Origin of the sequence: Peribacillus sp. NPDC097264 (assembly GCF_050277925.1) — a bacterium.
Taxonomy (GTDB): domain Bacteria; phylum Bacillota; class Bacilli; order Bacillales; family DSM-1321; genus Peribacillus.
Genome location: NZ_JBNNSR010000008.1, coordinates 92,845 through 112,098, shown reverse-complemented (window position 1 = coordinate 112,098; position 19,254 = coordinate 92,845). Strand labels below are relative to the sequence as shown.

General features: G+C 41.3%; 20 protein-coding genes. 9 read left to right on the top strand and 11 right to left on the bottom strand.

Annotated elements, in window-relative coordinates; genetic code table 11:
• Positions 1-7: 7 nt before the first annotated feature.
• A complete protein-coding gene (locus ACQKL0_RS14480) occupies positions 8-2,089 on the bottom strand; it encodes a methyl-accepting chemotaxis protein (protein ID WP_427688264.1) in 2,082 nt (693 codons plus the stop codon).
• Positions 2,090-2,429: 340 nt separating this feature from the next.
• Between ACQKL0_RS14480 and ACQKL0_RS14475 the strand changes: the two genes are divergently transcribed.
• The 3 genes from ACQKL0_RS14475 (at position 2,430) to ACQKL0_RS14465 (ending at position 4,635) form a co-directional block, all read left to right on the top strand.
• Positions 2,430-3,545, top strand: coding sequence for a serine hydrolase (locus ACQKL0_RS14475; RefSeq protein WP_427688262.1), 1,116 nt, complete (start codon positions 2,430-2,432; stop codon positions 3,543-3,545).
• Positions 3,546-3,652: 107 nt separating this feature from the next.
• Positions 3,653-4,090, top strand: a complete 438-nt coding sequence (locus ACQKL0_RS14470) for a GNAT family N-acetyltransferase (protein ID WP_403122263.1) — start codon at positions 3,653-3,655, stop codon at positions 4,088-4,090.
• Positions 4,091-4,191: 101 nt separating this feature from the next.
• A complete protein-coding gene (locus ACQKL0_RS14465; RefSeq protein ID WP_427688260.1) occupies positions 4,192-4,635 on the top strand; it encodes a DUF2383 domain-containing protein in 444 nt (147 codons plus the stop codon).
• Positions 4,636-4,765: 130 nt separating this feature from the next.
• Here the strand turns inward: ACQKL0_RS14465 and ACQKL0_RS14460 are convergent, their stop codons facing one another.
• Positions 4,766-4,966, bottom strand: coding sequence for a DUF6440 family protein (locus tag ACQKL0_RS14460; protein WP_402986757.1), 201 nt, complete (start codon positions 4,964-4,966; stop codon positions 4,766-4,768).
• Between the two features lie 88 nt (positions 4,967-5,054).
• Positions 5,055-5,129 carry a hypothetical protein gene (locus ACQKL0_RS14455; protein ID WP_402958067.1) on the bottom strand — a complete coding sequence of 25 codons (75 nt, stop codon included), beginning with the start codon at positions 5,127-5,129 and terminating at the stop codon, positions 5,055-5,057.
• A gap of 111 nt (positions 5,130-5,240) precedes the next feature.
• Between ACQKL0_RS14455 and ACQKL0_RS14450 the strand changes: the two genes are divergently transcribed.
• Positions 5,241-5,777 (top strand): GNAT family N-acetyltransferase, encoded by a 537-nt coding sequence (locus ACQKL0_RS14450; RefSeq protein ID WP_402873854.1) that lies wholly within the window; start codon positions 5,241-5,243, stop codon positions 5,775-5,777.
• 147 nt (positions 5,778-5,924) lie between these two features.
• Here ACQKL0_RS14450 and ACQKL0_RS14445 read toward each other — a convergent pair whose 3' ends face one another.
• Positions 5,925-6,209 (bottom strand): AbrB/MazE/SpoVT family DNA-binding domain-containing protein, encoded by a 285-nt coding sequence (locus ACQKL0_RS14445; protein ID WP_402873851.1) that lies wholly within the window; start codon positions 6,207-6,209, stop codon positions 5,925-5,927.
• 477 nt (positions 6,210-6,686) lie between these two features.
• Between ACQKL0_RS14445 and ACQKL0_RS14440 the strand changes: the two genes are divergently transcribed.
• The gene (locus ACQKL0_RS14440; RefSeq protein WP_402873940.1) at positions 6,687-7,658 is read left to right on the top strand and encodes a DMT family transporter; all 972 of its coding nucleotides are present in this window, start codon (positions 6,687-6,689) and stop codon (positions 7,656-7,658) included.
• Positions 7,659-7,716: 58 nt separating this feature from the next.
• Here the strand turns inward: ACQKL0_RS14440 and ACQKL0_RS14435 are convergent, their stop codons facing one another.
• Positions 7,717-8,697 (bottom strand): tyrosinase family protein, encoded by a 981-nt coding sequence (locus ACQKL0_RS14435; RefSeq protein WP_402957898.1) that lies wholly within the window; start codon positions 8,695-8,697, stop codon positions 7,717-7,719.
• A 178-nt stretch (positions 8,698-8,875) separates the two neighbouring features.
• Between ACQKL0_RS14435 and ACQKL0_RS14430 the strand changes: the two genes are divergently transcribed.
• From ACQKL0_RS14430 to ACQKL0_RS14420, 3 genes are all read left to right on the top strand, one after another.
• The gene (locus ACQKL0_RS14430; RefSeq protein WP_402957900.1) at positions 8,876-9,274 is read left to right on the top strand and encodes a MarR family winged helix-turn-helix transcriptional regulator; all 399 of its coding nucleotides are present in this window, start codon (positions 8,876-8,878) and stop codon (positions 9,272-9,274) included.
• On the top strand, positions 9,274-9,615 hold the full coding sequence (locus ACQKL0_RS14425; protein ID WP_427688257.1) for a DUF3147 family protein: 342 nt from the start codon (positions 9,274-9,276) through the stop codon (positions 9,613-9,615). The genes ACQKL0_RS14430 and ACQKL0_RS14425 overlap by 1 nt, the downstream gene beginning before the upstream one ends.
• A 69-nt stretch (positions 9,616-9,684) precedes the next feature.
• Positions 9,685-9,870, top strand: coding sequence for a hypothetical protein (locus ACQKL0_RS14420; RefSeq protein ID WP_402873837.1), 186 nt, complete (start codon positions 9,685-9,687; stop codon positions 9,868-9,870).
• 29 nt (positions 9,871-9,899) lie between these two features.
• Here the strand turns inward: ACQKL0_RS14420 and ACQKL0_RS14415 are convergent, their stop codons facing one another.
• Positions 9,900-10,469 carry a hypothetical protein gene (locus ACQKL0_RS14415; protein WP_427688255.1) on the bottom strand — a complete coding sequence of 190 codons (570 nt, stop codon included), beginning with the start codon at positions 10,467-10,469 and terminating at the stop codon, positions 9,900-9,902.
• A 126-nt stretch (positions 10,470-10,595) separates the two neighbouring features.
• Here ACQKL0_RS14415 and ACQKL0_RS14410 point away from each other — a divergent pair, with 126 nt between their 5' ends.
• On the top strand, positions 10,596-12,002 hold the full coding sequence (locus ACQKL0_RS14410) for an Ig-like domain-containing protein (RefSeq protein ID WP_427688253.1): 1,407 nt from the start codon (positions 10,596-10,598) through the stop codon (positions 12,000-12,002).
• Between the two features lie 120 nt (positions 12,003-12,122).
• Here ACQKL0_RS14410 and ACQKL0_RS14405 read toward each other — a convergent pair whose 3' ends face one another.
• The 5 genes from ACQKL0_RS14405 to ACQKL0_RS14385 all read right to left on the bottom strand — a co-directional run bounded on the left by ACQKL0_RS14405 (position 12,123) and on the right by ACQKL0_RS14385 (position 19,218).
• Positions 12,123-15,320, bottom strand: a complete 3,198-nt coding sequence (locus ACQKL0_RS14405; protein WP_427688251.1) for an SNF2 helicase associated domain-containing protein — start codon at positions 15,318-15,320, stop codon at positions 12,123-12,125.
• Between the two features lie 378 nt (positions 15,321-15,698).
• Positions 15,699-16,547 (bottom strand): VOC family protein, encoded by an 849-nt coding sequence (locus ACQKL0_RS14400; protein ID WP_427688249.1) that lies wholly within the window; start codon positions 16,545-16,547, stop codon positions 15,699-15,701.
• Positions 16,540-16,941 (bottom strand): DoxX family protein, encoded by a 402-nt coding sequence (locus tag ACQKL0_RS14395; protein ID WP_427650723.1) that lies wholly within the window; start codon positions 16,939-16,941, stop codon positions 16,540-16,542. The genes ACQKL0_RS14400 and ACQKL0_RS14395 overlap by 8 nt, the downstream gene beginning before the upstream one ends.
• Positions 16,942-17,084: 143 nt before the next feature.
• Positions 17,085-17,906: a nicotianamine synthase family protein gene (locus tag ACQKL0_RS14390; RefSeq protein ID WP_427688247.1), complete on the bottom strand. Its 822-nt coding sequence runs from the start codon at positions 17,904-17,906 to the stop codon at positions 17,085-17,087.
• The gene (locus ACQKL0_RS14385; RefSeq protein WP_427688245.1) at positions 17,884-19,218 is read right to left on the bottom strand and encodes an MATE family efflux transporter; all 1,335 of its coding nucleotides are present in this window, start codon (positions 19,216-19,218) and stop codon (positions 17,884-17,886) included. Before ACQKL0_RS14385 ends, ACQKL0_RS14390 begins: the two co-directional genes overlap by 23 nt.
• Positions 19,219-19,254: the final 36 nt, after the last annotated feature.

Genomic DNA, 19,254 nt, shown 5'->3' with positions numbered 1-19,254 from the left:
TTTTTGTTTATTCCTTTATATGAAACCCTTTCAATGTATGCTCTAGGTCAACAATCAATTGCGTGACATGTTCTGTATATTTTGCAAGCTCATTGGACGAAGCGGCTTGTTCCTCCATGGATGATGCAATTTCTTCTGAAGAAGCAGATGTTTGCTGAGAGACCGCAGTTATTTCCTCCATCATTTTCACAACCGTTTCTTTTTGTTGATTAATCGATGATATGGACTGGGTTTCTTCAACAAATGAATAGGATATTTTACGAACTGAGTCCTCAAGTTCCTTCATGGCCTTGCTTACCGTCATGACTGCACTTTTTTGGTTCGCACTAATTTGATTCGTTTCATCGGTCGTCTTCAGTAGCATTTCCGTGTCTGAAAAAATGCTGTGTATGATGTCCTGGATGTTTTTTGTTGCTTCTTTCGATTCCTCGGCTAAGCTGCGAACCTCATTCGCCACGACCGCAAACCCTTTTCCGGATTCGCCCGCCCTTGCAGCTTCTATGGAGGCATTCAAGGATAATAAGTTGGTTTGCTCTGAAATCTGGGAAATCGTATTCGTCACATTCGAAATGGTTTTTGATTTCTCCACAAGACTCAAACTCATGCTTGTCACGGCTGAAAAAGCTGTCTCCAATTTTTGATAAGACGTTTCCAACTCGTTGACTTGTTCCTTCCCTGACTCGATTTTTTCCGAAGCCGTCTCCAAAACGTTTTGTGTCCTATCCGATAACTTGGATAGTCCATCGATTTCATCACTGAGTAACTGGATGGTATGGGCTCCTTCTTCTACCGACTCGGATTGATTGGCTGCCCCTGCAGCAATTTCCTCCACGGCACGTGAAACCTCAGTAATGGATGTACTATTTTCCATCGCAATTTGACTCAATCCTGCAGTGGCCTCCGTTACAGCATTCGTATTTCCTTTCACATCGTTAATCAATTCTCTTAATTTACTTAACATGATGTTATAACTTTTGGATAAGTCGCCCATCTCATCATTCGAGGCATGGTGAAATTCGGTTACTAAATCCCCGCTCGCTGTCTTCTTCATGACATGTCGAAGATTAGATATCAGCTTTTTCAACTTCCCTGATAAATAAAGGGCACATACGATACCAATCAATATACCAAATATCAAAGAGATGATTACGATACGATTGGTATCATCCAACTTAGCTTGTAAAACTTCATCGGATGTCAAGGCCACCACTTTCCAGTTTAAGTCCGGAACCGAATTCGTTTCTCCCGTATACTGTTGGTCTTTCCACTCTAACGTCTGGGCTGTTTGCTTCGAACCATCGTACATGTCCGAAACCCACTTGAACTTGGAATTGAATTGATTCGCATCCGTTACTAGGTCCCCCACTCCTTCGACCTTCCCACTTTGATTTGGATTCATATTCTTCCCGTCCATTTCCTTCATGAACGAACTTACGATAATGCCTTGCGAATCGAGGATCACAAGGTTACCATCAGAATGCCTCTCGATATCCGTACGCATCTTCCCGATGGTCGATAAATCAATATCATACCCTAACGCCCCTACCATTTTCCCGTTTTCCAAAACAGGCGTGACCACTGAAGTCATGATACTGCCATTCACGATATCTTGATACACATCCATCCATTTTGTTTTCGGGTTTTCCGATAGCTGCGTATACGTTACGGTGTCTCGAGCATCTCCAGTGAATTCCATTTTAGGGGATGCGTATAATGATCCATCCGTACCGTCCATATAATAAGCTGATAGCAAGTGATCATTGTTCAGTTGAAAAGATTCAATGGTCCTCTGAATATCTTTCAATGAGTCCCCATCCTTTAGATGGATCGTTACCAATTGCGACAATTGGTCAATTGAATCTTCATACACCTTCAAATCTGCGCTAATCTGTGATACAGCATTTTGGGCGGCGCTTTGATTTGTGGCAACACTATCTTCCTTGAACACATTGGAAACCTGGAAGTCCATTATTGAAACAGAAACACCCATCGCCAGAAAAATGGATAGACAAATAAAAAACATCCACTTTACCCGGATCGAGATTCTTCTGTGCTTTTTTTCCCTTTTAACAGTTGGTGAATTCCCCATTATGATTTCCCCTTTTTTGATTACGCGTTGGCTTGATTGTCCCTTGAAGTAAATCGCCATTTAGGATAAGCAACATGCTTGATTATAGTAGACACCTAATTTTTCCACATAACAATACTATATACCTAAAATAATATTGTCAATGACTAATACAACTCTTTATTTATAGTTATATAGTCCATACCTTAAAGAAAGACGGAATTAAAATGAAAATCATGTAATCTATCATCTTTTAATTTCAGAAAGGATATATATGGGAAACTTAATCGGAAAACGTGAAACCTTCCCTTTTAACAATCGTATATACAGAAAAAGGAAAATGAGGTAGGGGCGTGATTATTTGAAGAAGAACATTCTATTTAATCGGGGAAAATTACTACTTCCCAGCCTGGTTGCAGGAATTGGCTTCTGGAAGTTTATGAAGGCCAGATATGAAGCAAACCCTGACTATATCGTTCATTTCATTAAAAAGTATGCTGAGAGCAAAGACGTTTCTTTATTCATCCATCATAATGATGAGATGATTGCCGAGGTGAATTCAACCGTGCAGCTTCCATTAGCAAGCACCGTTAAAATCATCATGGCCATTGAATACGCTCAACAGGCTGCGGAAGGATTAATGGATCCTGATCAAAAAGTGCAAATAGCGGACCTCGAGAAATTTTACATACCAAAAACAGATGGCGGTGCACATGAAGCCTGGCTTTCCCAGGCAGGAACGAGCGGGAACGTTCCTTTATGCGAGGTCGTGAATGGAATGATTGCCTACAGTTCTAATGCGAATACAGACTACTTAATGAACCTGCTAGGGCTGGATAGCATCAATTCCGTTCCAAAAAGCTTGGGAATCCCGAACCACGAACCCCTGTATCCGATTAGCGCTTCCCTTTTCATACCCAGCACTCTCATGAAAGAAAAGAATTTCACAAGAAAAGAGACGCTGCATGCGATGGAAAAGATGGAAATGGCAGAGTATCGAAGTTGGGCGCTTGCCATTAATGAGCGATGGAAAAGCAAACCGCCTACCGAACAAGAGAAGAAAGAAGCAACGAAACTACTCTCTCTTGATTTTCAAAAAATCTGGTCTGATCGTTTGTCACGAGCCACTACAAAGGACTATGTATCGATTATGAAGATATTAAACAATAAGATGGATCTTGATCAACATGTTCATGAACACCTTGATCCCATCTTGGAGCAATTGATGAAGAATCCCAGTAATCGCAAATGGCTTTTACATGCTGGTCAAAAGGGAGGATCTACCGCTTTCGTTCTTACGGTGGCCATGTACGCAACAGATAGAGACGGAAATAGGACAGAGCTCGCCCTTTTTTCAAATAATCTATCCTCCATGAACCAAGAAAAACTTACCCGAAGTCTAAATGATTTCCAACTTCAAATCCTAACCAATCCAAAATTCCGAGCCTTCATAAAAGAAAACTTCGCTATCTCATAGAGCACTTTTTGGGGAAATTGAATTCATTCGACTACTAAAAAAATGAACAATAGGCGTTCCTGAATGGTATTATTGGATTATTCGGAATATAATTGGAGGTTTCATGCATGGTTATCAAAAAAGCCACAATGGCAGAGCTTGATTCACTTAGCGAGTTATTTGATTCATACAGGGTTTTCTATGAGCAACCCTCTAATCTTGAAGGGGCTCAGCATTTTTTAAGAGAAAGACTAGAGAACGAGGAATCGGTCGTCTTCATTGCGAGGGATGATAACGATTCATTGGGTTTTGTTCAATTATATCCTTCCTTTTCATCGATAAGCATGAAACGGTCATGGATCTTGAACGATTTATTTGTAAAGGAAAGTGCCCGCAAGAGAGGAATTGGTGAGAATTTATTACAAGCCGCCGTCGATTTTGCAAAAGAATCGGGAGCAAATGGGGTATCCCTTGAGACCGGTAAGGAGAATGTTACTGCGCAAAGGCTTTATGAGAGATTTGGATTCGTAAAGGAATCGAACTTTTTTTATCATTATTCCATCTAACATTTCGAATGACCTACTAAAAGGGGCCAATTTCAGGCCCCTTTTAGTATGCAGATAATTTTCATTTGTACAGCGCATACTAAGATCATTATCTATAGGGAGTGATACGATTGGATCAAGAACAAACGATTAAGATACTAAATAAATTCTTACAGGGAACATACATGGGCATTCACGCCTATAAACGCTTTATAGAAAAACTGCAACATTCCTCTTTAAAAGACTCGTTCATTTCGATTCAGAAAGACCAAAAAAATCATGCGACCCTCATTTCAGAGAGAATTCAGCATCTCGGTGGTACACCTGTAACGAGTGAGGGGATCATTGGAAAGATCGAGGCAGGCATTGTAAATGTAGTGGAAAATTACAATTCAGAGGAAGAGATTATTAAACATGCCATTAAAGGGGAAAACCTATATGGAATAAGAATGAGTGAGGACCTAGTAAGGGATAAATTAGATGAAGAAAGTCTAAATCTAGTCCATAGAATTCTTGATAAAGACCGGGAACATGTGGATTACCTAAAGTCTCTTCTACATTCTTAGAAAGTGAGTTTCCAATGCCCGTACATTTTATTTTCTTAGTGTTCGTTATAAATGGATCTAGCCACCTGTTAAATATTTCTTTGTGACATAGTGTGAAAAAAGCCACCTCCATATGGAAGTGGCCGACCCATTACTCAACTGAAGTCCCAGACTCAGCTATAAAGTCTTTATCTACTAAAGGTTTTCCATCTTTATCAACCATAACCGTTAACCCAGAAGTAGGACCGCCATAATGAAACATATATAGGACTCCTGTTTCATTATCACGAATTATTTTAGTAACAGCCATTTTTCCTTCTGTATAAATGTCCTCAAAACGTTTCTTTGCCACTATAACACGCTCCTTTTTTCGGATTGTTGAAGCAGCTATCTCCATCTTACTTCCAGGAAGTACTTTTCTTCCTTCATCCCTAATTATATTAGTTCCGCAAGTTCCTGATTCCAAAAAAGGAGTAGTCGTTCATGGTGGATAAGTGGCCCAACTGGCGTAGCATGGTCGAAATATTGCCTCTGTGATACGTGCCGTGGTTATCTTTGTCTTTGCTATGGTATACCGAGCGATAGTGTATAATGAAATATATTCCATTAACTGAAGGGGGTCAATCGTGTTATCCAGTAAAAATATATATGTAAGACAACTTATACTATCAGATGCTGAAAATTTACTACAATTGCTAGTGGAAAATAGGCCGTTCTTTGAACCATTTTCGACAGACCAACCAGCTAACTACTATTCTTTAGAAAAACAAAAGGAAATCATAACTTCGGGACATAAGTCAAAAGGAAATAGTAGTTACGAGTTTGGAATATTCCTGAATACTAATCATAGGTTAATAGGAACGATCAGCCTGTTTCATATTATTCGCGGGCCCCTTCAAAGTGCCACCATGGGTTATTACTTAGACCAAAAAAACAATGGGAATGGTTACACTACAGAAGCTGCCAAAATGGTGGTGGATTATGCTTTTGAAACGATTGGTTTACATAGGATTGAGGCTGGGGTTATGCCACATAACATAGGTTCCATACGCGTTTTGGAAAAGGTCGGTTTTCACAAAGAAGGAATCGCAAAACAAAGTGTAAAAATACAGGGGCGCTGGGAAGATCACCAGATATTAGCCATAATCAATCCAAATGATTAATCCGAAAGTCGGGCAAACTATCAATGTGAATTCTTCTTATGGGTAACATCATTTTTTATGTTCGAGTAAGAATGATAGGAGATTAATAGAAGAAAAAAAGCGCAACGGGTAATTTCTTCCCGTTGCACTTTTTTTACTTGAAAACTATTATTTTGCTGTTTCAAGGCTAGCTTGAATTTCTTTAATTAGAAGTTCAGCGCCTTCTTGGCTAAGGATTAACTTACCACCAGCAAGTTTCATATTGTCATCAGATGTTTCACCCGTTACTTGACAAGTCATGTTCGGTTTATATTTTTGAAGAATGATACGCTCTTGTTCTACATAGATTTCCAAAGCGTCCTTCTCTTTAATTCCTAATGTACGGCGTAATTCGATTGGAATTACCACCCGGCCTAATTCGTCAACTTTACGTACAATACCTGTAGATTTCATTTGTCATTACCTCACTATTTATTATGCATTATTATATTCGTCAAAATTCGACATTCTTTTCTCTTATTAAAGATACCACCCCTTCCCAATTTCGTCAATTACCGTATCTTAATATATTATCTACCTTCTATTAGAAGATTCTAAAAATACGGAATAAACACTGATATAATGGCATTTTTATAGGTTTCAAGAGGGTATTTTTTATCTTTTCTTATATATTAATATATTTTTATTCAAATAATCTTCAAAAATACCAACAATTACACATTGTCGTATTTTGTCGAAAATAGGTAGATTCATGATTTTAGTGAAAACGTTGTTGATTTTATTTGGTAACTGGTAGACAATTTAACAAAGAATTAGGTTTCAATATTCTGATAATTATCCCGAACTGAGTATACATCTTTATGGTACCCATTGAATCACGCGTCCGATATGATGGGGTTGGTGGCAAAAAAACAGATAGAGGTGAGTCGATTGCGACCGATTTTAATAGGGGTTTGTTCCGCTCTCTTCTTTGCGTTTACCTTCGTTCTCAATCAGTCGATGGAATTGGCTGGTGGCAGTTGGATTTGGAGCGCTTCCTTAAGATATATCTTTATGGTTCCTTTTCTGCTATGTATCGTTCTGAGCAGGAAAAACCTTCGCCCTCTTCTCCTTGTGATGAAAGAACAACCCGGAACTTGGCTACTTTGGAGTTTCGTTGGGTTCGGGTTATTTTATGCACCATTATGCTATGCTTCGGCATACTCACCTGGCTGGTTAATCGCCGGGACCTGGCAAGTCACGATCATATCCGGTGCTTTACTCGCCCCGCTATTTTTTGAAATGGTTGAAACAAAGGATGGGCTTCTAAGGCAAAAAGGCAAAATCTCCTTGAAAGGGCTTAGCATGTCCTTGATCATCCTGTTTGGAATTATATTGATGCAGGTGGAGCACACCAAGCATATTACATTCAGCAATCTCTTGTTGGGTGTCGTTCCGGTCCTTCTTGCTTCCTTTGCTTACCCACTTGGAAATCGTAAAATGATGGACGTTTCTCGAGGACGTTTGGATGCCTACCAACGGGTGTTGGGCATGACATTGGCAAGCCTCCCGTTTTGGTTTTTACTTTCGTTGTATGGTTTTTTCACCGTTGGGGCGCCAACGATGATGCAGAGTTTCCAATCACTTTTGGTTGCCCTCTTTTCAGGTGTGATTGCAACGGTCCTGTTTTTCAAGGCCACCGATATGGTGCGGGGGAACATGCAGAAACTAGCTTCCGTTGAAGCGACACAATCAATGGAGGTCCTATTCGCCTTAGCTGGTGAACTGGTATTTTTATCGCTCCCGATTCCTTCCGCCCTTTCCTGGTTAGGAATCTTCATTGTGATTCTTGGAATGATCCTGCATAGCTACGTTTCACACACGAGAGAAAAGAGAGCGGATCCTTCTTCCGAGAGCGCTTGATCACTATAAAAACGCAGTGATTGTATTCACCGCGTTTTTTTTGTTACCGCTTTTCGTATCAATGCTCTCCTTTGACAGCCTTTCTCTCCATATCATAAATATACCCAAGCTTCCGATGGTTGATCATATCTTTAGGCGTCGTGTCCCATGGAAACATGGGATCATGTAAATTGTGGCCGAATGGTCCCCCTTTTCTTGGCAAATATCTTTCCTGCCGGTTAAGGATTTTCCACATTACCCATATCCGGTCTACATTTGCATGATGCAAAAAGAAAACAGGATCATTCGGTGAGGTAGGGACAGAGCCCATATGGCCCCCAACCCAACCATGGACACGATTATGAAGTTGAGGTCCATCTATGAACCCTTCAAGTTGATTGCGAAAACTCGGGGTGCTCGTCGTATTCCAAGGAGGCGAGTCATATGGAGTGACCTTCAGCACTTCCTTCACATCTGCTTTCGTCGGTAAGGTCGCTACCGGTTCACTTGCAGCAAAGTTTCGCCTTAATCCCCCTGCAGGATTCCCCTGTTCGTCGATGACTTCCCACTGTCCCGCTGCAAAAGGTCCCTCTGTGACAAGAAAGTCATTTCTCCTGTTTCCATTCCCCCCCATAAAATCATCGTCCCAAACTGGGGATGAAGACGGATCTTCCAGTTCCGAATCAGCCGCCCAATCCCAATATGGAATGGTCACACTTGGGTCAATCTTTTGGAGATCACGTTCAAAGCGCCAAAGGAAATCGCGATGCCATGGCAAGAATGCTGGCCCCATATGTGCGGCACTTCTATGGTCTCTATGATTTCCATGTAAATTCTCCGCGACACTCCTTGCGCTTGGATTAGCATGATTGTGTGCAGGGCTTTCAGTGGTTGGATCTCCTCCCGGCGGAGTTTGAAACGCCCCTCCTGCCAAATGCCAGGCGACATATCGATCATAGATCCCTTTTTCCTTTAAGGCTAAAACGGCAGTGATGTATTTCTTTTTTTCCTTATCCGTAAGGTGTAGAACATTTTTCCTCACTTTATACTCAAGTGTCATGGGTATACCCCTTTTCTAGATGGTCATCTATACTAGTTCCTTTGATATTCTAAGTAATGGATGTTAGAAAGGTTCAGGGCGAATGCGGATAGTTGGTAAAAATGGGCATTTTTCCGTTGACCTTATATCGTATAATACGATATATTCGTTTCAGGCGATTTAAAAAGGAGGGGTAATCATGATACAGGAAATCAATGACTACTTCACGGATATCTATTTTCATTTACATCCGCAACAACAAGAAGCCATTTCCCATCAAAGCGTACGAGTCTTGCAAATAATTCAAAAAAGGAAAGATGTTATGATCCGAGATATTGCCGAACAATTATCGATTTCCCACAATACAGCTTCTGAGCATGTCAAAAAATTGGTGCAAAACGGATGGGTGCTTAAGGAGCGATCGGAAGATGATCAGCGTAAGGTGTATTTACATTTAACGGATGTCGGTGCAACCATTTTAAAAAAGAACACGGAATTGGATGAGAAAAAACTACAACAGGCGCTTAGCAAGTTATCCGTTTCTGAAAGGGAACAAATAAGAGAAGCATTCCGGTTATTAAGTGAGGTATCTACTTAATGTATTTGTTCATTAAAATAGCCAGTTCCGCGGTCATCATTGGACTTATAACGGAAATGGCCCGACGATTCCCTTTATATGGCGGGATTGTGGCTGCTCTGCCATTAATCAGTATCCTCAGTATAATTTGGCTAACGGTTCAGGGAGAGCCCACTCAGAATATCCATACATTCACACTGGGCGTTCTGGCAGGTTTTCCCGCTACAGTGGCCATGCTAGTTGTGATTAATACGGCATTAAAGCAATCCATTCATGTAGGGCTGGCTATCCCCCTTGGGCTCGTGGCTTGGGGGATATTTTTAACAGGGCAAAAATATATAATGGCTAGGTTTATTTCCTGATTGATTTCCTACTGCCCTCATTTTTTGGTATGATAAATGTGTTAAATAACATAATGAAGGTGATTTACTTTGTCTGAAGAAACTCCAAAAGAAAAAAAGGTATATGACACCACAATCATTTATGATTATGCAGAGTTTCCTGACATAGTCAGTGGTCGTTGTGATAATTGCGGCAATGCTCAGTTCAAAAGTTCCGTTAAGGATTATGTATATATTCGTACATGCAGAGAATGCGGCATGAAGAAATCGATTTGACCCTATTTAACGATAGGGTTTTTGTTTGTTCACTTTTTCTTTTTCCTCTTGAACGTATCGCTTATATATTTTCCCTTCTTATCATCATAATCGGAAAAAGTGACGGCATATGGATAGGAACAAGAAGAATTATCCAAGTACTTCTCAGTCGTGCCTCTAATGAACGACTCGACTACCTTGCCATGCTTATCAAATAACTCCACACTCACCGTACCTTGACAATAGAAGTCCACCCATAGAAAAGAATTCTCCTTCACCGAATTATGATAGATGACAGATCGCTTCTTCATCTTTACATCGTATTGCGTAAACTCCACTCTTTTCACACCGTGTGAAAAGAAAAGCTGCCATGAAAATTTCTTGTTATAGAAATCTGAATGGGATGGTGGATAAAATTGTCCGGACTGGCCGCTAGCAACAGCAGGGGCAGGCAAAAGGGATAAAGCTGTTAAAAGGAACAGGAGCTTTTTTATCATGGGATCCTCCAAAATGGTTTTCTCTTTATATCGGCAATTTCTCCCTTCTTGTAGAGAAAAAAAGAACTTGTCCAATCGAAAATTCCCATTTGCCACAAGCACTTCTTCACCCATCGTTAACATTTAAAAGTTCTTCTATAGAAAAATAAAAAAATTAAATAAAATAAGCCATATATACTAACCGTTCCTTTTTATGTTAAAATTTATGTGACTTTAGGTTGATAAATAGAGAAAGAGGAGATATTTATTATGGTTAAAAACTCGTTTTTATTCACGGCATTTTTATTTATTGCTACAATTTTCTTACATATACCTATTGCAGAGGCTGCAACGGAATATGAGTCGAATGACTCACTTTCTACAGCTACGCCAATTAGTTTTAAGGGTAGTAAAGCAGATGTTGACGGCATACTGAGCGACAGGTATGACGATGATTATTTTAGTTTCACTTTAACTGAACCAGGAAAAGTTGTATTGAAAATTAATCATAATCTGAATACAAGGTACGAAGTAAGGCTTATAAATGCGCAACAAGAAACGTTAGAGGCTTATACTACTACGTATAATGTAAATAAGGGAGTAAAAGAGCTCTTTTCACAAGGTTTAGATGCGGGGACTTACTATGTAAAAGTTGAACATTATGACGGTAACGGTGAAAGCGTTCCATATAAACTGCAGGTCGATTATACGCAAAGTAGTGTTTACGAAAAGGAATTTAATAATGATCGTTCAACCGCTAACCTAATTAATCTAAATAAGCAGTATAACGGATGGGCAGATTACGATAGTGATTACTATGTGATTGAGGTACCATCAAGTGGTGAAGTGAAAGTCGAAATGAATAGAACCTTGAAAACGAGCTACGAAATTTCTTTGTACAATAGTGCAGGAAGTGAAATGGAAAGTTGGTATACATACTACGGTAAGGATTCTATGATTCCTGTTATACATACAGGATTGCCTCAAGGTACCTATTACATAAAAATCAGAACAACTGATGGGGATAGAGATAATATTCCTTACCGCTTTAAAGTGAACTTTAAGGCGAACTCTTTATTTGAAACGGAAGACAATGATTCAATGTCTCTAGCAGATACTCTGAAAGTTAGCAAAGCTATGAATGGTGTAATCAGTTCAAGAAGTGATTCAGATTATTATAGCTTGAACTTGACCAAAAATATGAATATCGCTGTACAATTAACAGCCTCAAAGGATACAAGTTATGATGTACAAATATTTAATCAAGATAATTCCGTTTACGAAAGTTTATATACCAATTACGGAAATGGAAAGCTTAAAACGATAAAAAACCTCAATCTAAAAAAAGGTATTTATTATATTAAAATTCAAAGAAGCGATGGAGAATCGAAAAGCGTCCCTTATACGTTAAAAGTTGTACAAAGAGATACTACGCCACCCGCCACTCCATCAGTCAATAAAGTAACAACGAAATCTACAAAAGTGACAGGTAAAGCGGAAAAAGGTGCTACTGTTTATGTATATAGAGGCCAGACAAAACTTGGTCAAGCAACCGTATCAAGTTCTGGCACATATTCTGTGAAAATCCCAAAACAAAAGAAAGATACCAGCCTAAAAATTTATGCCAAGGATGTAGCCGGAAATAAAGGGAAGACGAAAACTGTAAAAGTGAAGTAATCCTAATAAGTCCCTGATAACAAGCACATCAAAAAAAACGGAGTCAGAAGTATTTCACTTCTTGACTGCCGTTTTTTTTTTTGATACCAATCAATACTTCCAGGGCCCTTATCTTCTTCTCTATATCATCAGTATCTCCTTGATGTCTTCTTCAGTAAGTGTAGAAGCTGACTGATTTCCTGAATCGATGATTTCCTCGATCAGATGCCTTTTTTTCTCCTGCAGTTCATTCATTTTTTCTTCAATCGTGCCGCGGGCCACAAGCTTGATGACCTGGACCACATTCTTCTGGCCCATGCGGTGTGCTCGGTCCGCCGCTTGTTCCTCGACGGCTGGGTTCCACCATAGATCATATAAAATCACGGTATCGGCACCCGTCAGATTGAGTCCCGTGCCGCCTGCCTTCAAGGAAATGAGAAAGACGTCACGGTCGCCCGCGTTGAACCGATTGCAAATTTCAACACGTTCTTTTGATGGGGTCTGTCCATCCAAGTAGAAAAAGGGTTGCCCCTGTATGGCCAAATCCTTGCCGATGATCTGAAGCATTTTCGTGAATTGAGAGAAAATCAGGACCCTTCTACCGGAAAGCCTTGATTCCTCCATAATCTTCATCAGCTGTTCGAATTTTGACGAACTCCCTTTATAGCCATCAACAAATAGAGCAGGGTGACAACAAATTTGCCGTAACCGGGTCAAACCGGCCAGTATCCTAATCCGGTTTTTCCGAAGCGTGTTTTTGTCCAAATGCTTCAACGTATCCTCACGCAGTTTCGCTAAGTAGGCCGCATACAGTCTCTTTTGGTCTGGAAGCAATTCCACCGATTCCAACGTCTCGATTTTTTCCGGAAGCTCCTCCAGCACATCTTCCTTCAACCGGCGTAACAAAAACGGCCGGATTCTGCGAGCAATCTGTTTTCGGGAAAGATGACTATATTCCTTCAAGCCCATGAAGAGCTCTGGAAAGACGACGTGAAAAATCGACCATAGTTCCTCCAAAGAGTTTTCTACTGGCGTACCAGTGAGAGCGAAACGGTGGTCCGCCTTGATTTTCTTCACGGAGCGTGCCGTTTGTGTCACAGGGTTCTTGAAAGCCTGGGCTTCATCGAAAAACACCGTGTGGAACTCCTGTTTTTCATACCAGAGAATATCTTTGCGCAATAACGGATAAGACGTGATTAGGGCATCCACCTCGCCCAGTTCCTTCTGCATCTTGGATCGCTCCTTTTGGCTGCCATCCATGACAACAGCTTGTATCTCCGGGGCGAATTTCATGAATTCACTCAGCCAGTTATACGTCAAAGAAGAAGGGCAAACGATGAGGACTGGAAGCTTCCTTTGTCGGATGGCGGATAATTCGGAAAGGATGAATGCGATGCTTTGCAACGTTTTACCCAATCCCATATCATCTGCCAGAATCCCTCCAAACCCGTATCCAGCAAGACTCTTCATCCACTTATAGCCGTTTCTTTGATAATCCCGCAGTATCGGCTGCAAACGCTCCGGCAGCTCGAACTCCAGATTGCTTGGGTTGCGGATATTCTCCAAGAACTGACGGAACGACTCCTCCATCCTGAATGTGCCATCAGCTGCGGAGTCAAGAAGCTGAAGTCCCTTCACGATTGGTACATTCAAGCCGCTTTCCAGATCTTCATGTTGAACCGGAAGGGCATTCAAGAACCGGTTAATTTCTTCGAATTCCCTTGTTTCCAATGAAAGTAACGAACCATTCCGAAGACGGTAATACTTCCGTTTTTCTTCGAGTGCTTCTAGGATCTCCCGTATCTGCTTGTCAGGGATCCCGTCCATTTCAAACTTGAATTCGAGCCAGTTGGTACGTTCTTTTTTAATTTTTATCCGCACCTGCGGAGGAGGATTCCCTCTGGCAATTCGACTTCTTACAGCAGTCGTCGCATAAAGTTGGACGAGCTTTTGCAGTTTTGGCACACTGTGGTACAAAAACTCGTATTCCAGTTCTTCATTATGTAAGAAGTAGCCACCCTCATTCTTGGCAAACTGACTTTCTTCCATCAACGTAAGAATAACCTTTTCCTTCTCCACATCCCTTATGAGCATGGAGACCGCTTTGTTTTCCCGGCTTTCCAAGGGATTCATCACAATATTGCCATAGTGGAACTCGAGCCCGGCAAGCAATTTGTTATTTACACGATCCAAGTATAACTTGGCAATCAGGGGAGTTTTCACAAACTGCTCGGTAATCGAATCCGAAATATGGACAATTCCTATTTTCTTCAACCCCGGGACCACTTTTTCAAGGAATACATCCAATTGGTCCCAGGCGATTGGAATTCGATTCGCCCCGGAAGTCTCCAGCATCGATTTCAATTCGATAAGGCGTTGGCAGTCTTCTTTTTTCAAAGAAAACAGCTTGCCATCAGCCAAAACGAAATCATAGGCATTCATCACGATTACCGAATCCATCCCCTTGATATTCAACTGGTAGCCCTTGCTTTCAGTTTTGGTAAAATCAAACTGGAGTGGCAGTAAGTCTTCCGATATTTGGAGTCCGTCCACGATTGTCCCGTCATGCCGTAGTTTCACCATGGGAGCTTGGATGAGGAGCGGAAAAAGCCTTTTCCAAGAAGAGGGCGGAAGAAGCAATAAGGAATGAATCTGTGTGTAGCCCGATTGACCGGAAGCATCCAGATAGACCTTTTCATCAGAAATGACCGTGATCATCTGCTGAATGACGGCATCATTTTCTTTTTGAAAGCAGTGCAGGCTTGGGTCATAATGAAAGGATAGGGAGACGGTGGAACGCCTTCTTTCCTTTATCCTCATCAGGAAATCCCTGATATTTGGCACATCGATCGTTCCAATCTTCATTTCAATCCCGAACATATACTGCCCTTTAGATACCATCACAGGTTTACATATAAATTCCGTATCAAGCACTTCCCTATTTTCAAAGTGAAGTTGATGTCCGCTTGAACGCACCGGCTGATGATTGAAAAGGTTCAGCAATCCATCCGTCAGCTCCTGGCTCGACTCGGACTGAATAGTCGGGACGGTCCCTTGGCGCTGATGATGGTATACCGCAAGTAAAACGGCCGCGATATGCTGACAATCCTTGGAGAAAGAGGCGAGTGTAGGGCAACTGCACTTCGTATGGAAGCCCCCGATTTTATCCACATCAATGGTGACGTGAAAATCCTCGACTCCTGAAACCGTCGCTTCGCAGCCACTAGGGCCATATGAGTCGAATAATACTTTATTAGCACGATAAAAAGCGTCCCCTCTTTTGAAGGAGACCGTACCGCACATATCTTTTATGATGTTCACGTTCAATTTGGTATTCATTGCCTTGCTCCTTCCTGAGGTCCTATACACTTTTGTGCGTGGTGAATGTATTCATATTCTTCAATCGTACCATAGTTCTCTTTTTTTGAGCGAACGATCTTACCTGTCACTGCCCACCAAGTCGTATGAAGAATTATCCCATTGTCCAACCCGATGATGCAAATAAGCTCAATTTCTCAAAAACTCCTTAATCGGACTTACTAGGTATGTATTCTCAGGAAGAAATTCGCTCAAAGCAAATGGTTATCCAAAATGGAGATAAATAAGTCCAAATGAAAAAAAAATCACCTTATCTTGAGATTTCAAGGTAAGGTGATTTTTTTCTTTTCATTGGTGGAATTCCTTTTCTAAAGAATGGATCGTATCCTTCTAGAGGGCCTAATTGATCACTAAATGGATTTCATTTCCCGATGGATCAGTAATGACATACCCTTCATCATTTTGTATGGTCTCTACTCCTATTTGTTTCAGCTGTCCGATCACTTTATTTCGCGCCTCTTCGTCTGCATAAACAAGAGTAAACCAGTTCAGCCCTACACTGTTTTTCTTAGGAGTAGGTACACCCACACCGTTCCATACATTTAACCCGATATGATGGTGATAATCCCCGGTTGATGTAAAGAGTGCCCCTTCGTAACGGGTCACGACCTTGAATCCAAGTCCCGATGTATAAAATTTCTCCGTGTCTTTTAGATTGGCTACATGCAGATGAATATGCCCCATCAATGTTCCGGCGGGCAAACCACTCCATGCGGCATCACTTTCTGCCAGAATACTATTACCGTCTAACGGGTCTGTCACCATTTTAACTTCCCCATTCGCCCATTCCCATTCGGACGATGGACGGTCATAATACACTTCAATCCCATTTCCATCCGGATCCGTAATGTATAGTGCTTCGCTCACAGCATGATCCGCCGCTCCGAAACGATATTGGGTGGTAAGCAAATGCCGTAAAAAGACCGCTAAGTCCGCACGTGTCGGCAGCAAAAGGGCAAAATGATACAACCCTGATGTCCGTCCTTCTTTTGGAATAACATCTTCCGGCTGCTCCAGTGTTAATAGAGGCGTTTTTCCGTCCGTCGTTAACACGGCTTTACGATTCGTCTTTTCCAATACTCGAAAACCGATTATTTCTTCATAAAATGCAATGGCATCCGCCAAATTCAGGACATTGATACTCACTTCCCCAACAAACGTTACTGGTTTTCTATGAAATTTACTCAATCGTTACACCCCCTTCTTTATTTTTAAAAAGTCTATAGCCAAGTGAGAAACGAGTGCGATTTGCAGAGGCGAGGCAAAGGGACATAGCCAACAACGCCAAATCAAACTCGTAACCAAAAAACTCATCAGGTAATTTTGCTGTGAAGATGGCCCCAACCATGATGACCGCAAATAAAATGGAAATAATTCGTGTGCCCATGCCTAGTATCACCGCAAGGCCACCAACTAATTCTATACTTGCGACCATATAAGCCATGAACCCTGGTATTCCGAGACCTTCGAAATAGCCTACCGTATTATCGATTCCACCTTGAAACTTTGAATATCCGTGAATGAAAAAAATCAGTCCTAAAATAATGCGTAAAAAAATCAAACCCAATTCGTTCCTAGTCAACTTCCATTCCCCCTATCTAGTTACTTTATGTAAGTAATTATATTTTAGTAACTTGTAATTGTCAAGGAGGTTTCTAGATTGATATGAAAGCACAAAGGTGATTCCAGTATATTTATTCAGATTTTCCCTTAGAATACGGCCGGTTACTGCTTATATGTATAAAATACCGTTGAATTAATAATGAAGGAATCTGCAACGGTCCTGCCTGCTTCTTCACATGAAACCGTCTGGAATTTCGTTGCATCAACTGGTTCATATAGCAATTGATGAATCCCATCAACAGAGCGGATAGCCACAAGTGCTTCCGGATTCGTTTCAAAAATCCTTCTTACTATCTCCTCTTTATTCGGTACGAGGCTGGCAATCCAAACGAGATCCAGTCCCTTATAATCATGCAGCGCTCCATCTTTCAAGATGTAGTCGGACGTTCCATCCCTATCCAGGTCTTGAATGAAACGTCGCCCATGTTCATGGGCCTGGACATCCAGGTCGAGGCACGTCATTTCAGCCCCCATTTCCTGTTTTAGCAACAAGGGGCTTAAAGGTAAAGGGCCTGTCCCTACAAATGCAAAGGAATTCACATCCCTCTTTATCCTTTTCAATTCTTCCATTTCCGTCTTGATTAGTTCTACATAGTTATCCCAATAGATGAAAGAACCAAAGTCATGTATCGATTGCACTTTATCCCTAAATGTTTGGGCATAGTACTCTTCCATCAAGCACTCCGCCAAAGACAGCTTTTGCAGCATGTCTTTTCGTATCTGCTTGATTCCCTCATCACCTAGAATTTCGTCAGCTTCCGATTGCTTCATCGGTTTAGATAAAGTGGAAACCAACTCGGATAAAACGCGGTTGATGGTCTCGTTACGGGGAGATAAATCTTCTTCCTCTACCAAAATTCGATAACTATCCTTATACATATGGATGATTTTTTCTTGTTTGTTAGCCCATTCTATTGTCTTCAAATTCAACACTCCTCTTAGGAAATAATTTTCGACTTAACTGTGGAATATAGAGAACCAAGAATACTGAACGTCCTAAACTAAATAGGATGAACGCCAGCCACACTCCATGGTTTTGAAATTCAGGAATCAACAAATATAAAGCCAGTAAAAAGACAAGTAAGGAGTACACCATGGAATTTCGGACCGGTCCTGCTTGAGTTGCCCCTGTAAAAACGCCATAAAACACGATGCCCACGCTTGCTGAAAGTGGAAATAAGAGCAACCATGGGCTGTAAATGGTAGCTAGGTCCACAACACTCGGTGTGCTCGTGAAAAAGGATATAATCCAACTATTCCCTACGAAATAACTGCCTGCAATTAGGAGGGAAGATAGAATTCCCCACTGCCATGACAATCTAATGGTCCGTTTAAATAAAGACCGATCATTCGAGCCAATTGCCTTTCCTGCAAGAATGCTTGAGGCGTTGGCCAATCCATCGAAAAAGTAAGCCATGATGTAATGGATTTGGATGAGAACGGCATTTGCCGCCAATACTTCCGTGCCATATGAAGCTCCTTTTGCCGTAAAGATATTGAACACCATTAAAAGACAGAGCGTCCGGATAAATAAATCGCGGTTCACCGCCATCATTTTTTTAAAGGATAACGGGTCAAACAGGTTTCTCCATGAAGGGATTTGGATACCTGGCAATGCTCTTACGATGAAGAATAGCCCGATGAAACAGGCTGTCACTTCGGATAATAGCGTTGCGATGGCCACTCCCGATACTCCCCATGCAAATACTGTGACGAACAACAGGTCGAGGACAATGTTCATGATGTTCATGAATACTTGCAGCATTAAAGAAACCTTGATTTTGGACATCCCCATCAGCCATCCCAGAATGACGTAATTCATCAAAGTAAATGGCATACCCCATATTCTGATGGTAAAATAATCAGAAGCGTATTGTCGCACGTCATCTCCCGGGCCGATTAAGGCTAACGAAGCCATTTCAATAGGTCCTTGAAGAAGAATGAAGAATAACCCCACAGCAATCGCGAGTAAAAATGGTCTTGTAAAAGCGAACATCCCTTGCTTTTCATCATTTGCTCCAAGTGCTTGTGCGGCAAATCCTGACGTACTGACACGCAAAAATCCAAATAACCAATACATGGTGTTGAAAATAATCGTGCCTACAGCCACACCGCCCAGGTAAGCAGGATTAGGTAAATGCCCCACGACAGCCGTATCCACCGCACCCAAAAGTGGTGTTGTGATTGTCGAAAGCGTCAGGGGAAGCGCTATTGCCAAATATGACCGATGGTTCAAAATAACCTCCTCCTCAATTTGTTAGTTCTTCATTAA